7 protein-coding genes are annotated in these 16,623 nt (G+C 37.5%); 6 read left to right on the plus strand and 1 reads right to left on the minus strand.

Going from position 1 to position 16,623, the window contains the following annotated elements; translation table 11 throughout:
- The first annotated feature begins 50 nt into the window (after positions 1 to 50).
- The 3 genes from HX062_RS03385 to HX062_RS03395 all read left to right on the plus strand — a co-directional run bounded on the left by HX062_RS03385 (position 51) and on the right by HX062_RS03395 (position 6,477).
- Positions 51 to 2,930, plus strand: coding sequence for an alpha/beta hydrolase family protein (locus tag HX062_RS03385; protein WP_286466409.1), 2,880 nt, complete (start codon positions 51 to 53; stop codon positions 2,928 to 2,930).
- A 279-nt stretch (positions 2,931 to 3,209) separates the two neighbouring features.
- The gene (locus tag HX062_RS03390) at positions 3,210 to 4,214 is read left to right on the plus strand and encodes a hypothetical protein (RefSeq protein WP_182626184.1); all 1,005 of its coding nucleotides are present in this window, start codon (positions 3,210 to 3,212) and stop codon (positions 4,212 to 4,214) included.
- On the plus strand, positions 4,174 to 6,477 hold the full coding sequence (locus HX062_RS03395; protein ID WP_182626183.1) for a tetratricopeptide repeat protein: 2,304 nt from the start codon (positions 4,174 to 4,176) through the stop codon (positions 6,475 to 6,477). The genes HX062_RS03390 and HX062_RS03395 overlap by 41 nt, the downstream gene beginning before the upstream one ends.
- A 74-nt stretch (positions 6,478 to 6,551) precedes the next feature.
- On the opposite strand, the gene HX062_RS03400 is transcribed toward HX062_RS03395, so the two are convergent.
- A complete protein-coding gene (locus HX062_RS03400) occupies positions 6,552 to 6,782 on the minus strand; it encodes a hypothetical protein (protein WP_182626182.1) in 231 nt (76 codons plus the stop codon).
- 554 nt (positions 6,783 to 7,336) lie between these two features.
- Between HX062_RS03400 and HX062_RS03405 the strand changes: the two genes are divergently transcribed.
- The 3 genes from HX062_RS03405 to HX062_RS03415 all read left to right on the plus strand — a co-directional run bounded on the left by HX062_RS03405 (position 7,337) and on the right by HX062_RS03415 (position 16,597).
- Positions 7,337 to 12,409, plus strand: a complete 5,073-nt coding sequence (locus HX062_RS03405) for a translocation/assembly module TamB domain-containing protein (RefSeq protein WP_286466411.1) — start codon at positions 7,337 to 7,339, stop codon at positions 12,407 to 12,409.
- Positions 12,387 to 14,702, plus strand: coding sequence for a translocation and assembly module lipoprotein TamL (tamL, locus tag HX062_RS03410; RefSeq protein ID WP_286466412.1), 2,316 nt, complete (start codon positions 12,387 to 12,389; stop codon positions 14,700 to 14,702). Before HX062_RS03405 ends, tamL begins: the two co-directional genes overlap by 23 nt.
- A 509-nt stretch (positions 14,703 to 15,211) precedes the next feature.
- On the plus strand, positions 15,212 to 16,597 hold the full coding sequence (locus HX062_RS03415; protein ID WP_286466413.1) for a sigma-54-dependent transcriptional regulator: 1,386 nt from the start codon (positions 15,212 to 15,214) through the stop codon (positions 16,595 to 16,597).
- Positions 16,598 to 16,623: the final 26 nt, after the last annotated feature.

Consider the following 16,623-nt stretch of genomic DNA (forward strand, 5'->3'; position numbering starts at 1 on the left):
ACTTTTCTCAAAATATTAATTAACTCCAAGTCATCTACAAAATGATCCGAATGAATCGATTCTTTTCCATTGCTTTTATGCTTCTTGCAACTGCTTTTGGATATGGACAAAAGAAACCCCTTGACCACAGCGTATATGATGGTTGGGAAAGTATTACGCAGAAGCAATTATCCAATGATGGAACGGCTATTTTTTATCAAATCGCCCCACAAGAAGGAGATAAGAAGCTTGTTATTGACCAGCTTAAAACAAAAGTAAACACACAATTTTATCGAGGTGAACATGCGGTGTTTACCGCAGATTCTAAGTATATGATTTTTGCGATTAAACCTTTTTATCAGGATATAAAAGCAGTAAAAAACAAAAAAAAGAAAGAAGATGAACTCGCTAAAGATTCCCTAGGAATTTTCAATCTCAATACACAATCCTTAGTTAAACTCCCTGGTGTAAAATCGTTCAAAGTGCCTGAAAAAGCTGGAACAACATTGGCGTATCTACTAGAAAAGGAAAAAGATACAACACAGACCAAAAAAGCGAAATCAACCAAAAAAGACGACAAAAATCAACCGCTTCTACTTGTTGTTCGCAACTTAGAAACAGCAGTTGAAGAGCACATCGCCAATGTATCGGCTTACTATTTCGATGACATGGGACATTATTTGGTCTATGTAACAGCGAATCCTACACCGAAGAAAAAAGAAGACGATCAAAAAGAGGACGAAAAACAAGGCGAAGTGAGTGCTGAAGTACAAACAGTAGAAAGTCCAACAACAACGGAAAAGGAAAACTACGGTGTTTATGCGTTGCACATTAAAACAGGTAAAACAACGCAATTATTTCAAGGCGAAGGAAAGTTTTCTCAGTTTAGTTTTGATACAGCAGGTAAACAAATGGTCTTTACTTATACAGAAGATGATGAAAAAGCCTTAGTTAAGTCCTATACAATCTACCATAGCACCCTGCCCAATCAGGCAAAGGTATTACTTTCAAATCAAGGAAATGGAATGCCAAAAGAGTGGGGTATTGTCGAAAATCACAGCCCTCAATTTAGTAAAAATGGAAAGAGATTGTACTTTGGAATTGCACCGAATCCCGTACCTAAAGATACAACACTAATAGCCGATGATCACGCTATTGTAGATATCTGGCACTATAAAGAAGATTATTTACAACCCCAACAATTGGTTAACCTAGAAAAAGACCTCAAGCGATCGTATCTCGCTACTGTTGATCTAACTAAAACAACGCAAATTGTACCCCTAGCGGATGAAACGTCCAATCGTACCACTTGGGTAGATGAAGGAAATGCCTCTTTTGTTTTTCAGACCTCTGATTTCGGAAGACGTGTGGAAAGACAATGGAATATCGCTGGGTATACCTCATATTATACCGTAGACGTACAAACAGGTAAACGCAAAGAAATTTGTAAAGACCTTTCAGGAACTGCGTCTGTTTCACCCAAAGGGACAGCAGTTGTGTACTACAATAGTCAAGAGGCTAATTGGTATCACTATGAGGTGAAAACGGGTAAAACGAAACAATTAAATGCAGGCTTATCCGTGTCTTTTGCCGAAGAAGAATTCGATATGCCTGATTTGCCTGATGCATATGGAATCAAAGGCTGGAGCGATAACGATGAATCCGTTTTTATTGGGGATCGCTATGATATCTGGGAGTTTTACCTCAAAGGAAATAAAGCAGCGCGAATGATTACTAATGGCTATGGACGCAAAAACAAGATTAAATTTGATTTGATCCAGCTGGACAAAGAGAAGAAATCTTTCGATAAAAAATCCTATACCTTAGCTACCGCTTTTAATGAAGTGACAAAAGAGGGAGGGTATTTTGAAATTAATTTAGCAAAACAGCAAGATCCTGCGCAAATATTGCTTGAAAATTACAGTGGTTTTGCTTCTTTAAGTAAAGCAAAAGACGCGAATGTTTACGCTTTAATAAAAGGAAATTTCACCCAGTCAAATGATTTATATGTTGGGGAAAAGTTAGATCAAACGACTCGCCTTAGCCAGTTGAATCCGCAGCAACAAAACTACAATTGGGGAACAAATGAATTGGTGCATTGGACTACGCCAAATGGCTATGAGGCTACGGGTGTTTTGTTTAAACCTGAAGATTTCGATCCCACAAAGAAATATCCTATGATTGTGTATTTTTACGAAAAATTATCGGACAATCTTCATCGATATGAAGCACCTGCACCGACACCTTCACGTTTGAATATTCCGTATTTCGTCAGTAATGGCTATATAGTCTTTACACCTGATATTAGCTATACTGATGGATTTCCAGGAAAAGCGGCAGAGGAGTTTATTAATTCGGGCGTTGATTTCTTAAAAGAAAATTACTGGGTAAATGGAGATAAAATTGGAATTCAGGGCCAAAGCTGGGGCGGCTATCAAGTGACACATTTGGTTACGGTAACGGATAGGTATGCGGCAGCCTGGGCGGGTGCACCAGTTGCTAATATGACTTCAGCCTACGGTGGAATCCGTTGGGCAACAGGAATGAGCCGTCAATTCCAGTACGAAAAAACACAAAGCAGAATTGGAAAAACACTGTGGGAAGGCTATGACCTATACATTGAAAACTCTCCTTTATTTCAAGTGCCTGCAATAACTACTCCTTTAGTAATCATGCACAATGACAATGATGGAGCTGTGCCATGGTATCAAGGAATCGAAATGTTTATGGCTATGCGTAGATTAGAAAAACCCGTATGGATGCTAAACTACAATGGAGATGAACACAATTTGATGAAACGTCAAAATAGAAAAGACATTCAGATTCGTCAACAACAATTCTTCGACTACTATCTAAAAGATGCGCAAGCACCTGTTTGGATGGTAAGAGGAGTGCCTGCTGTCCTAAAAGGGAAAGACTGGGGATTTGATTTGACGAATGAACGAATTTAGTAAGTAAAGAAAGCTATAGAAAGAGAGAATCACAAACGATTCTCTCTTTTTTTGTGATCTTTTGCTGTACAGAGGCGATAAAAGACAAGATGCTATCCCTAATAAATTGGAAGATTCATCGTGAGAAATAGGTGGGGGAATGACATTCACTGTGGGAGTCAACCGCGTCTATAAGCTTGAAATTAAATCAAGATAAATTTGTTGAAAATACAGGCTAAGCTGTACATTTGCATGGCAAAGATCATCCTATTTTAAGGGAATGAGATGCTTTTAAATGCTATGAAAAAAATACTAGTTGGGATGCTACTTATGCTTGTAGTATCTTGTGTGAATTCTTCACCTAAATCAGATTCTAAACTTTCCTTTTACTATTGGAAAACTAGTTTTGCTTTGGATCAAATCGAACGGGAAACCCTCCAAAATTTAGCCGTGACTAAACTGTATATACGCTATTTTGACGTGGGATTAAAAAATGGAACAGCCGTTCCCATTACACCGATTGTATTTAAAGAATCCGTGCCACAACTAGAAGTGGTTCCCGTTATATACCTCAAGAATGAGGTAGTGCTCTACGACAAATTAGACGTTAAAAAATTGGCGAGTCAACTCGTGGATTTTGTGCAGCAAATTAATGAACACAACAATATCGACAGTCAAGAAATCCAGCTTGATTGCGATTGGTCTTTGACTAGTAAAGATCGTTTTTTTGCCCTAATAGAGCAATTGCGCAAAGAAACAGAAATGAAAATTTCCGCAACAATACGTCTGCATCAAGTAAAATATGCAGCCAAAACAGGTGTGCCTCCTGTTGATCGAGGCGTGTTGATGTATTACAATATGGGGCGCATTGCCAGTGATTCTCTTAATTCCATTTACGATCGCAATATCGCACAAAAATACAATAGCGGATTAAAGGATTATCCATTGTCATTAGCTTATGCTTTGCCCATTTATTCTTGGGTTGTTCACAGTAGAAACGATCAAGTTGTTCGATTAGTGAGTCGCTTGCGCGTGGCTGATTTAAAAGAACAGTCAGCACTAGAACAACTAACAGACCATGAGTTTGTAGTTAAACAAGAAGCGAGTATGTTTGGTTTTGTCTTTCAAAAAGGAGATCGCCTAAAAGTGGAGAACACTACTGCTAGTCAGCTCAAAGAAATGACTACCGACTTATATCGAGCCAGTGGAAAGTGCCCCACTGAAATAATACTATACGATTTGAATTCAAAAAACATCAAATACTATGATCAAGAAATCTTTAAAGAAATGGTGCGTTGTAGGTAGTATGTCGTTGATCTTAGGATCAGGCGTATACACCTATGGCTGTGCAGATGGCTGGTGGAGCTATTCGAGCATTTCTAATTTTACCCCAGAGGCTTTTGCCGATGAATCTTACAAGCCCTTGTTTTTTGCTCCTTATGATCGCTTTTACAATGGCGGTTATATGGATAATGCCACGATGTTTGACGAGGATATTGTCCAAGAGTGGGCCACCTATTTACAGGGCAAAATAGACCAAGACCAAATTAAGGACTTTGTCTTGTCAACCAGTTCACACGCCACTGAGATTGATCAATTGTATGCCAATTTGAATAAGAAGCAATCGAAAGGTTGGGACTTAAAAGATGATAAAGTAAAGAATTTCGTTACTTTTCTATATCACGCTAAAGCCATTGATGCGCATTCAAATGACAGCTATAGCTATTGGGATTACGAATCCTATGTTGCGAATCTGATGCATGAAGGTCAAGCGGATAAAGTGGAAAAAGTATATAAAAACCTCAAGAGCAAAGATGCGTTCTACACCAATAGGATGTGGTTTCAGGTGATGAAAGCGAAGTTTTATTCGACTAATCGCGCGAGTGTTATCACTTTTTTTGAGCAAACAGCAGCCAAGCAGCCTAAGAATACACTGTATTACAGGGGGTTGAGTTATGTAGCGGGAGCCTATTACCAAGACGGGGATTACGAGCGTTCTAATGCGTTGTATGCAGAAGTTTTCAACGGAAGTCCCGCCTTGCGACAAGTGGCTTTATACAACTACAAACCAATGGAAACAACGCGTGTAAAAGCGTTGGCTCAAACAATACCTACAAAAGAGGTACAAGCAGCTTTATGGGCTATGCAAGGATATTATAGCCATGCGATAGAAGCCTTAAAAGAGGTGGTTGCTGTAGACAGTAAAAGTCCGCATGCCAATTTCTTACTCACGCGTTGGGTCAATGAACAAGAAGCAGCTATCTTGGCTTATCGAGAAGAAACTTTTCAATCGAGCAAAGATTACTTCAAGAGTCTAAAGAACAAAATTGATCAACCAGGCTTGGAATGGGTGAAGCAAACAACAAAAGAAGGTCATGTTGACAATCTTGCGCTATGGCAAATGGCTAGTGGATATTTAGCTATTTTTCAAGGGCAGTATCAAGAGGCAGATCTCGCTTTTGCTCAAGCGAAAAAAGACGCAAAAGGCAATGAATTAATCAACAATCAACTTCGCCTATTTGGTCTAATTAATCAAGTGTCACAGATTAAAAAAATAGACGCCCAAGCAGAACAAGTAATCTTGGCTGATATGCAGTGGATCTACAATGACATCATACCTAATGCTACATGGGAAGATCCGTTTCGCTATGATTATGCCCTTCATTGGATCCGTCAATACTTGGCTACCATCTACCAAGAACAAGGCAATAGCGTTATGAGTGAGATTGTATTTTCTAACTTAGACTTCTACAGTAAAGTAGACAATACAGTGAAAATGGAAAAATTCTTGTTGAGCAAAAATAAAACCAGTTTGGAGCAATTGATGGTCGACAAATACGAGTATAATTTAAGTGATATATACGAGAGAAGGGCCATTAATTTGTTCTACCAAGACATAATAGACGAGGCGATTGTCGAAATGAAAAAGGCAGAACCTGTACGCACTGTTTCAAAGTACAGCGGAGATACCTATGAAAAATCGTATAAGAACACAGTATTGTTAGGAAATCCATTCAACGGCAAGATTCAAGATTGCAACGATTGTGATCACGCGGCAAAACAGTCCATTCAATACACAAAATTAGATTTCTTAGTCAAAGTGAAAGAAATGCAAGATAAAATTGCCAACGGAGACGATCGATTTAACAATGCGCTATTAGTAGGAAATGCTTTTTACAATGCCACGTATTACGGAAACGCACGTGTATTTTATTACAATGCCTTAGTCAATGAATATGGCAACTCAATTTCACCTGCGGAACGCAAGTATTTATTGAATATGAGTCAGGCCAAAAAATACTACGGCATAGCGAAAAAAGCTGCTACAACAAAGGAACAAAAAGCAAAAATTGCTTATTTAGAAGCCAAGATAGAACGCAATGAGTTTTATGCGAATCAGTACCACAATAGAGACTACTATTGGGGGGCAGGATGGGATGACCCCATGTTTAAAAAATGGAAGGGATTCCAAGAATTGGCGACCCAATACAGCGATACAAAATACTACCAAGAGGTTATTAAGGAATGTGGATATTTTAGAACCTATTTAGCAAAAAATAAAATGTAATTTAAGCAGAAAATCCAGCTCTATTGAGCTGGATTTTTTTTGTTTTCAGTATCAATTAATAATTTGCAATTAGCTTAATTACAAACGATATTCATCGTTGTAAGTTTAAAATTTCTCAGAAATGCCTCTGGTGCATTTTCTAATTTTTCTAATTGATGCTTTGATAAAATGAAGTTACTAATAACCCAATTTTTTGTATCATACAGCATAATTAAGAGCTCCTCTTGCAATTGTTGAGCGGGAAGTTGAGTCATGTTTTGTTGTTTCTGCTCAATTCCTTCTTGATTGAAAAATAATTTCTTCATTTCGGCTACTTTTTAAGAACGACAATCAATTTTGTAAGGGGCTTTGATAGAATTAAAATTGTAAGTGTTGTTTTGTTACTGTAAAATTACTAAAAATAATTTTATTTTTAACTTAATTTCGTTAAAATTTAAAGTTAGTTTCTTTTTATTTAAAAAGGAATGGATATTTTTTGAAAAATATTATTCTTTTAATCCTTGACCAGTACTGGGAATCCTAGTTGTTTTTCTACTAAAAAAACAATTGATACCTACTGTTATTTTTAACTTTTTTTTAATTTTTATAGGAGGTGGCATGCTTCTTTGTCAACGAGAAATAGAGAATATGCAGATCACGGTCAGTTCAAAAAAAAAAGTTACTTTTTTGAATGTACTGTTTCCGTTAATTGCTAAAGAAGCAAAAAATAAGTATGCTGTAATAGTAGTGAGTACGCTAGCTAAACTTTTATTTTTTTCTCTGTTATTGTGGGTCAAAACAAGAATATTTGTGAAAAATTAGTTATTTACACCTCTAAATACGGTATGTTTTTGCTATTTTTGATTAAAAATAAAAGACCTTGAAGAAACTCCTTATTAGAATAAGTAAAATAGTGGGTTGGATTGTATTTTCAATCCTTGTTTTACTAATACTTTTAATTGTATTGGTGCAGCTACCCTCGATTCAAAATGCCATCAAAGACAAGGCTATTACCTTCGTTGAACAGAAGATAGGGACTCCTGTAAAATTGGATAAAATTGCCATTTCGTTTCCTAAGAAAATCGTCTTAAAAGGACTCTATCTTGAATCCCAAGAAAAAGATACCTTAGCCTATGTAAACCACTTAGGTGTCGACATAGGATTATTCGGATTGCTACAAAATAAAATTAATGTTAGTTCAGTTGATTTAAATGGACTAAGAGCAACGGTGAAACGCGATAGTTTACAGCGTTTTAATTTTGATTATATTATTGATGCTTTTGCCTCGGAAGAAGAAAAAGAGGAAACACCTTCCTCTATGACTGTTTCAGTAGGGCAGATCAACTTAAATTCCATTGCTCTTACTTTTGATGACGCCTACGATGGTCATCACCTCGATTTTAAACTCAATCAATTTGTTACTCGTTTTAAGGATTTTGATCTAGAGCAGATGCGCTTTGCGCTTCCAAAGATCGCGTCTGATGGTATCACTTTGGTGTATCACAAGGCATCGCCAGCTGGTGAACACCCAGAGGTAATAGAAGAAGATACCGCAGCATCACCCGAAGGGAATGAACAACCCATTGATTTGAATGTTGGTGTAATAGAACTGACTCAAACGTATATTGACTATCAAAGTGCCGAAGATTATATACAAGCTATTTTAGACTTGGGCGAATTCAAATTGTCCTTGAATAAATTAGATCTCGCCAAGCAACAACTCGATATTGAGGAGGTGTTGTTGAATAAAACTAAAGCTGAGGTTGCCTTCTTATCCCGTCCACAAGCAACAACTCCACCCGCTGCTGTGAGCCCGGATAGTTTGGCTACACCCGAAAATGAGACCTTGGGGTGGAATCTTGCTGTGCGCAATTTTGATATCAACGACTTTAATGCGAAATACGACGATAATAATCACAAAAAACGCCAAGAAGGATTAGATGTCAATCACGTGGCTATTGAAGACTTGCAGTTTAGTTTGAAAGACTTCCAATACACAGATGCGGGTTTAAATGGAAATCTACAACAGCTTGCCTTTAAAGAACAAAGTGGATTTACCCTATCGAATAGCAAGGCGTATTTTCAATATGGTCAGCAGGCGTCCTTTGTGAAAAACCTGAGTATTGAAACCCCAAATACCCAATTCCAATCAACAGCTGTATTCAATTACAAAAGTTTGGAACAATTGACAACACAACTAGGACAACTCTCTGTAGATGTGGTAATTTCTAACTCTCACTTGGGATTGAAAGACGCCTATCTCTTGATGCCTGATGTTTTTAAAGCTCATGGATTGACAAAACTAAGCCAAGAGAAAATTGAGATTGACCTCATCGCAAAAGGATTGATGAGCGATCTCTCTCTCGAGAAAATGTATGTCAATTTGTTGGGGTCGACCTTTATCAACGCAGAGGGCAAGGTTCGAAATTTACCTGATGTTGAGCAAGCCTATCTCGACGTCAATATCAAAGATTTTCAAACTACAGCCAAAGATATTTACACCCTAGCACCCGCTAGTGTAATTCCTAAAGACATTGAAATTCCTGCATTAATTCGCTTTACAGGTATAGCCAAAGGAACTCAACGCGACCTCGTTAGTACGTTTGAATTAAAAACAAGTTCAGGATCTATTCTTTTTGATGGAGGATTTAATCAACGCATAAAAAACAAAGAAAAATACTGGGGTAATCTGACAATTGACCGATTGAATGTCGGGCGAATTATTAAAAATGATTCCATTGGAAGCATAAGCTTACAGGCCAAAGTAGATGGAATGGGATTGGAACCTGCACATGCAAAAGCCAATGCCTCGATTAAACTTGTAAAAGCGGCCTATAACGGCTATGAGTATAAAGACATGCTGCTGCAAGCACATTTGGCAGATGGACACTATGAAGTACACAGTCAAAATGACGATCCCAATTTGAATTTTAATCTGAATGCCACAGGAACTTGGACAGATAAAGCACTTAGTCTATCATTGTTAGCGGATTTAAAGCAAATCGACTTACATCAATTGCGCCTAAATGATGAAGCTTCTGTCCTAAGTGGAAAGGTAGAAGTGGATATGCCGAATATATTGCCAGATAGTCTTGTCGGAACAGCCTCAATACGCGATTTGAGTTTCAACGCATTAAGTCGATCTTTTGTGCTGCAACCCATTACATTCAATGCAGAAGCAACGCCTGCTTACCGCAAGATGAGTCTGCAATCACAAATTTTAGACTTTGACATGGAGGGGGATTATCTCCTGACAAAATTAGGTGATGCGATGACCCAAACCATTCAAAAGTATTACAACTTACGTGCTAATGATGAAGCTAAGAAAGTAGATTCGAATGCAAATGAACTCGAAACAACCGAAAAACAGAACCATTTTACGTATCAGTTGCGCATCAAAAATGACCCTATTTTTCAAAAAATAGCGCCAGATTTAAAGGAAATTCAACCCATTGTATTTGGTGGAACCTACAGACAAAAAGACGATTACCTCACCTTAAAAGGGGAAATTCCTTCTATTCAATATGGCGATATGACTATTGATTCGATCACGCTGGATGTTAAACCAAATAGCGCATCGGCTTTGTCATATGAATTAGCGATTCAAAGTATTTCGAATGCTTCCTTTCAAATTCGACGTATGGTGTTGGATGGATTTGCTAAAGACAATAAAATTGACCTCAATTTTAAATTACTCGATCGCCAAGAACAAACGAGCTATTTAGTGGGAGCAGAGATTTTAGCTGGGACGCAACAACAACGCGTTAAACTAAAAGAAGGTGGTTTTATCTTAGATTACAAACCGTGGACTGTTCACCCGAATAATAGTATTGTGCTCAGCGATAAAGGCTTCTTTGCCACAGATTTTGAAATGAGTTATAAAAGCAGTCTGATTCGCTTGGCTTCGGAAGAAGAAAAGATCAATAGCCCACTGGCTGTAAAATTTGAAAATTTTAGCATTGAAACCCTGACTAAAATGATTCAAAAAGAAAAACTATTAGCGGCTGGTACTATTAATGGAGAGATTCACTTAAAAGATTTAACCACGGATTTTCGCTTTGTTTCCAATATTGACATTGCCGATCTAACAGTCTACGAAATAGGCTTGGGAAATCTGCATATAGGAGTGGCTAATGAATCACATAGCAAGTATGGGGCGAATATCGTTTTAGAAGGACAAGAAAATAAAATTCGCTTGTTTGGAACTACTGATGTAGATCAACAAACATTAGATTTAAAACTAGCAGTAGATAAATTCCAATTGAAAGCAGTAGAACATTTCAGCATGGGGAACCTCAGTAATGCTCAAGGCTACCTTTCAGGAGAAATAACCCTAGGCGGTAAGTATGAACAACCTGCTATTTTAGGGGCGATCGACTTTAATCAAATTGGTTTTCACGTCAATCCTATCAATGCTGATTTTAAAGATATCAATGAAAAAATTGCCTTTACCCCAAAAGGAATTGAACTAAATACCTTTAGTATCACCGATTCAGAGGGGAATTTACTAGTCATTGACGGACAAATCTTAACGCAAACGTATACAGATTTTAAATTCAATCTCGATGTAAAAGCGGTCGATTTTAAAGCAGTTAGTTCTACATCTAAGGATAATGATATGTATTATGGTACGTTGATTTTTGATTCTGATCTCAAAATAAGAGGAGATCTCAATACGCCAAAGGTATCAGGTCAAGTAACAATAGGAGAGAAAACAGATTTTACCTTGGTCATGCCTCAAGAGGATCCTTCAATTGCCGATCGAGAGGGAATTGTAGAATTTATTGATGAAGCGAGTTTGAGACAAGCAGAATTGCTTAAATACCAAGCTGATTTTGATCAATCTGCCTTAAAAGGCATGGATGTATCGGTATCTATTGTTGTGGATAAAGAAGCTACATTCACGATGATTATGGATAAGAGCAGTGGCGATAAAGTTGTAATAAAAGGAGAAGGTGATATTGTGGGAGGTATTGATCCTTCCGGAAAAGTGACCCTAACCGGACGTTATGAGTTTTCTGAGGGATCCTATGACTTGTCTTTTAATTTTATTAAACGCAAATTCTTAGTTGAAAAAGGAAGTTCGATTACATTCGCTGGGGATCCAACTGATGCAATCCTCAATTTAACGGCTATCTATGAAACCAAAACAGCCCCAATTGACTTGCTTCAAAATCAGCTATCAGCAATGACGCCGACTGAACAAAATAAGTATAAACAACAATTGCCATTCCAGGCCTTGTTGATGATGAAAGGCGAGTTGCTCAAACCGGAAATATCGTTTGATATTCGTTTGAAAGACGGAATAACAAGTGCTTCAGGAGATGTAATTTCCCTAACTAAATCCAAGTTAGAGCAAATTAAAGCCAACGAGTCTGAATTAAACAAACAGGTATTTGCCTTACTTTTACTGAATCACTTCATTGGTGATAACCCATTTGAAAGTAGTATGGGTGGGTTAAGCGCGGGAACAATGGCTCGTCAAAGTGTAAACCGACTCTTGTCTGACCAGTTGAACAACCTGGCTACGAACTTGATTCAGGGAGTAGAACTAAACTTTAACCTCGAGTCAACGGAAGATTTCTCCTCTGGAAGCAGAGAAAATCGAACTGACTTGAATATTGCCGTTTCCAAACGCTTGTTCTCCGATCGCCTAAAAGTAACCGTGGGCAGTAGCTTTGAGGTAGAAGGTAATCAAAGGCAAAATGAACAAGCCACAAATATTGCAGGTGATATAGAATTGGAATATGCTCTGTCAAAAGACGGACGCTATTTATTGCGCGTTTACCGCAAAAATCAATACGAAGTTGCCTTACAAGGTCAAGTTGTGGAAACGGGCGTAGGATTTATTATTACCATGAGTTATGAGCATTTTAAAGAGCTATTTGAACGCTCGAAAGACAAAAGACAATTGAAAAAACAACTGAGGAATGAAGCTAAAAAAGAAGACTAACGTACTACTATTTACTTTAACGGGAATTGCTGGTTTCTTTATAAGTTCTTGTAGTTCGACCAAGTATATCGAAGATGGTGAAGCTCTGTATACCAAAGGAGTTGTTGATATTGATGGAGAAGAAGTAGATAAAGCAAAGAAAAAAGAGTTGGAAGAATCCCTTCAGTCCCTTTTGCGTCCAGAACCCAATGCTTCTTTTTTGGGGTTTAGACCCAAATTGTTTTTTTACAATTTAGGGGGCGATCCAACTAAAACAAATAAAGTTAGACGTTGGTTGCGCAACTCTATGGGGCAACCGCCTGTACTTTTTAGTCAGGTAGATATGGAACACAACCAAGCCATTTTGGTTAACCGAATGGAAAATGATGGGTATTTTAATGTTCAAGTGGCCTATGATACCCTTCAAGTAGGAGAAAAGAAAAAAGGAGCGAAATATAGCGTGCTTCCAGGAGTGCAGTTTACCATAAATGACGTAACCTTTTTAAATGATTCTACGCCTTTACAACAAACCATTTACGAAGCTGGAAACCGTTGGACTCGGCTGAAAAAAGACCGCCCCTATAATCTCGATCAGATCAAAGAAGAACGCGTTCGCTTTGATAATTACGTGAAAAACAAAGGCTATTTTTATTTTAGCCCCGATAACCTCTTGGTTCAGGTGGATAGTACGGTAGGAAACCACAAAGTCAATCTATTTGTCAAAGTTAAAGACGATACGCCCGTATTGGCTACAAAAGCCTATACAATCAATAAAGTGTATATTTTTCCCGATTATTCCCTAGCAGAAACAGACATCAAACGCGATATACAAAACGCTAAATCATATAATGGTTTCGAAATTATCGATCCCAAAAATAAATTTAAACCGAGTATTTACGATCGCACAGTTTACTTGGAAGAAGGTGAACTATACAATCGAAATGACCACAACTTATCGCTCAACAGACTCGTGAACTTAGGTGTTTTTAAATATGTAAAAAACCAGTTTGAATTAGTGGATTCAGTTTCAAATAAATTGGATGTATACTATTTTCTAACCCCAGATAATCCAAAGTCTATTCGATTAGAAATGTTGGGGAAAACAAATTCAGCTAGTTATAACGGAGCTGAATTAAAAGTCAATTGGAGTCACAAAAACTTCTTCAAGGGAGCCGAGCTATTTTCTGTATCGGCATATGGAGGAGCTGATTTTCAAATGTCGTCCAAAAATAAAGGATACAATGTATACAAAACGGGGATGGAAGCGAGTTTAACATGGCCACGCCTAATCGCCCCTTGGAATTTCCATTCTTCAAGTGGTTATATTCCACGAACACGAGCAACGCTAGGTGGAGAATACCTAGAGCGAAGCAAGCTGTATTCACTGACCTCATTTAAAGGATCTTGGGGATACCTGTGGAAAGAAAACGTCAGAAAGGAGCATCAGTTTAATGTATTGGAAGTTAATTATGTAACACCCCAAAATATTACCGATTTGTACCGAGAAACAGCAGCAGGAAATCCTTCATTGGAACGCGTATTAGACAAGCAATTGATTTTTGGTCCTACCTATACCTATACGTATACAAATACGATGAATCAGTTTAAAAAGAATACGTTTTACTACCGCGGGGGACTTGATTTTTCCGGAAATATTACGGGATTAATCATGGGGGCTGATGTCGATAAAGACAAAGAAAAATCAATTTTAGGTGTGCCCTTTAGTCAGTACTTCAAAACAGAACACGATTTTAGACATTATTTAAAGTTGAGTAAAACCGCCCAATTTGTCAGCCGCATTCACGCAGGGATAGGATATGCGTATGGCAATTCAAAAAACCTTCCGTATACCAAGCAATTTTTTGTTGGAGGATCCAACAGCATCCGTGCGTTTAGGGCAAGAACATTAGGACCGGGTAGCTTTAATCCCAATTCATTTGACGCTAAGTTTATTCCCGATCAATCCGGTGACTTGTTGTTTGAATTTAATTTCGAGTACCGCAAAAAATTAGTGAGTATTATTCATGGGGCTTTATTCCTAGATGGCGGAAATATCTGGAACTTAAATGAGGTATCCGATCGACCAGGAGGAAAAATTTCTGGCGATTTTTACAAAGAAATTGCCTTAGGTGCCGGAGCAGGACTCCGATTTGATATTACGTTTTTGGTTGTGCGTTTTGATTTTGCCTTTCCATTGCGCGTCCCTTATAACGAACCTGGCGAACGCTGGGTAGTGAAAGATATTAATTTTGGTAGCGGCAAATGGAGAAAAGACAACTTGATGTTTAACTTGGCAATTGGGTATCCATTCTAGTATTTGGGGAATATGTACCCAATTTGTGTTGTGGAAAACCATTTCCCCAAGGTGGAGCAAAAAAGAAAAAAACAACCTAAATCGTTGATAGGTAATGTTTTGTTTGAATATTGACTAAAAAAAAGTTTTTGGCACGCTTTTTTCTATATACTATAGCGTAAGGTGTTATACAAAAAAACAAATGAGTTGATTCGTCAACTATAATTGCTAGAAAAAGAAAATTAAGTGTTTGTTTTAAAAAAATTTTATTACCTAATGAGGTAATAGGTTAGATCGTTAGTAAGGTGAAGAAGAGAAATCTTCAGGTAAATAGGGAGCTCAGGCTCCCTTTTACTTTTTTAGGCGGTCGATGCTTGAGGGCAACTAAAGTAGGTTGTAAGAAACAATCCCTAATCCTTAGTTTTCCTTCTTATTCCTTTATAGTAGGTTAAAGTTTTACGACTTGTTAGTTTCTACAAAATAATTATATTAAATTTGTCTTTAGCCCTTTAAAAAAAGACGGATAAAATATGAGTCATAAAGTTCTTGTTATAGACGATGATGTTCCATTTTGCGAGATGTTGAAAGCCTTTTTGACTAAAAAAGGTTTTGTTGTTATGAACGCTTTCAATTCCCAAGATGCCAAAAAAGCAATTGATGATACATGTTATGATATTGTATTAACGGATGTTAGACTTCCTGATAGCGACGGAATTGAATTGTTGAAATATATCAAAGCCAAATGTTTTACTTCTCAAGTGATTTTGATGACGGGGTATACCGAAATTAAAACGGCTGTAAACGCGATGAAATTAGGTGCTTTTGACTATGTGGCTAAGCCAATCAATCCAGATGAAATTGTTTTAACAATAAAACAAGCTTTGGATAAGAAAAGTAAAGCAGAAGACAAAGGGCGCAAAGAAACAGGACCTACAGCTGTAGGTATAGAACAAAGGGAAGAAAATACAGAAGAATATGTAAAAGGAGAAAGCAAAGTTTCGCTTCAGCTCCAAGAATATATCGAATTGGTGGCCCCTACAAATATGTCTGTATTAATTATCGGAGATAGTGGTACGGGAAAAGAAAATATAGCCCATTCCATTCACTTGTTGAGTAAACGAAGAAATAAACCCTATATCGCCGTTGATTGTGGTGCTATTCCCAAGGATTTAGCTTCTAGTGAGTTCTTTGGCCATATAAAAGGGTCATTTACTGGTGCTGTTACAGATAAAATTGGACATTTTGAAGCGGCAAATGGCGGAACAATCTTTTTAGATGAGGTAGGGAATTTATCTTATGAAGTGCAAATACAATTGTTGCGTGCGCTACAAGAAAGAAAAGTAAAACCCGTGGGCAGTAGCAATGAAATTGACGTGGATATCCGCGTGATCGCTGCTACCAATGAGGATTTGCCTAAAGCAGTTCGAGAAGGAGAATTCCGTGAGGATTTATATCACCGATTAAATGAATTTGGTATTGTTGCACCAAGATTGACCGATCGCGGTAGTGACGTTCTCTCTTTCGCCAAACATTTTTTAAAATACTCAAACCAAGAGTTAGAGAAAAAAGTTAAAGGATTTTCAAGTGAGGTTGAACGCATTTTCTTAACCTATGATTGGCCAGGAAATTTGCGTGAAATGAAAAATATTATCAAGCGTTCTGTACTTTTAACTAAAGGAGATTACATCGAAAAGGAAGTTTTGCCAGACGAAATGTTTGCTCCGAAAATCGCCACTGTAGACAGCTCAAATGAAGAAGAACGCGATTTGAAATTGTTTTCGTCTAAAAACGAAGAACAAGCGATCCGTACAGCGTTGGAAAAAGTGAAATTCAACAAGACAAAAGCAGCCCAATTGCTTGGAATCGATCGAAAAACACTCTACAATAAAATGAAGCTATACAATATAGAATTGTAAAAGAAATAAGCTTATAATTTAAAAAG

It is taken from the genome of Myroides sp. DF42-4-2, assembly GCF_030326445.1.
GTDB lineage: Bacteria > Bacteroidota > Bacteroidia > Flavobacteriales > Flavobacteriaceae > Flavobacterium.

Coding starts and splice junctions, on each gene's coding strand:
- HX062_RS03385 (WP_286466409.1), top strand. CDS start 51: ATGAATCGATTCTTTTCCATTGCTTTTATGCTTCTTGCAACTGCTTTT.
- HX062_RS03390 (WP_182626184.1), top strand. CDS start 3,210: ATGAAAAAAATACTAGTTGGGATGCTACTTATGCTTGTAGTATCTTGT.
- HX062_RS03395 (WP_182626183.1), top strand. CDS start 4,174: ATGATCAAGAAATCTTTAAAGAAATGGTGCGTTGTAGGTAGTATGTCG.
- HX062_RS03400 (WP_182626182.1), bottom strand. CDS start 6,782: ATGAAGAAATTATTTTTCAATCAAGAAGGAATTGAGCAGAAACAACAA.
- tamL (WP_286466412.1), top strand. CDS start 12,387: ATGAAGCTAAAAAAGAAGACTAACGTACTACTATTTACTTTAACGGGA.
- HX062_RS03415 (WP_286466413.1), top strand. CDS start 15,212: ATGAGTCATAAAGTTCTTGTTATAGACGATGATGTTCCATTTTGCGAG.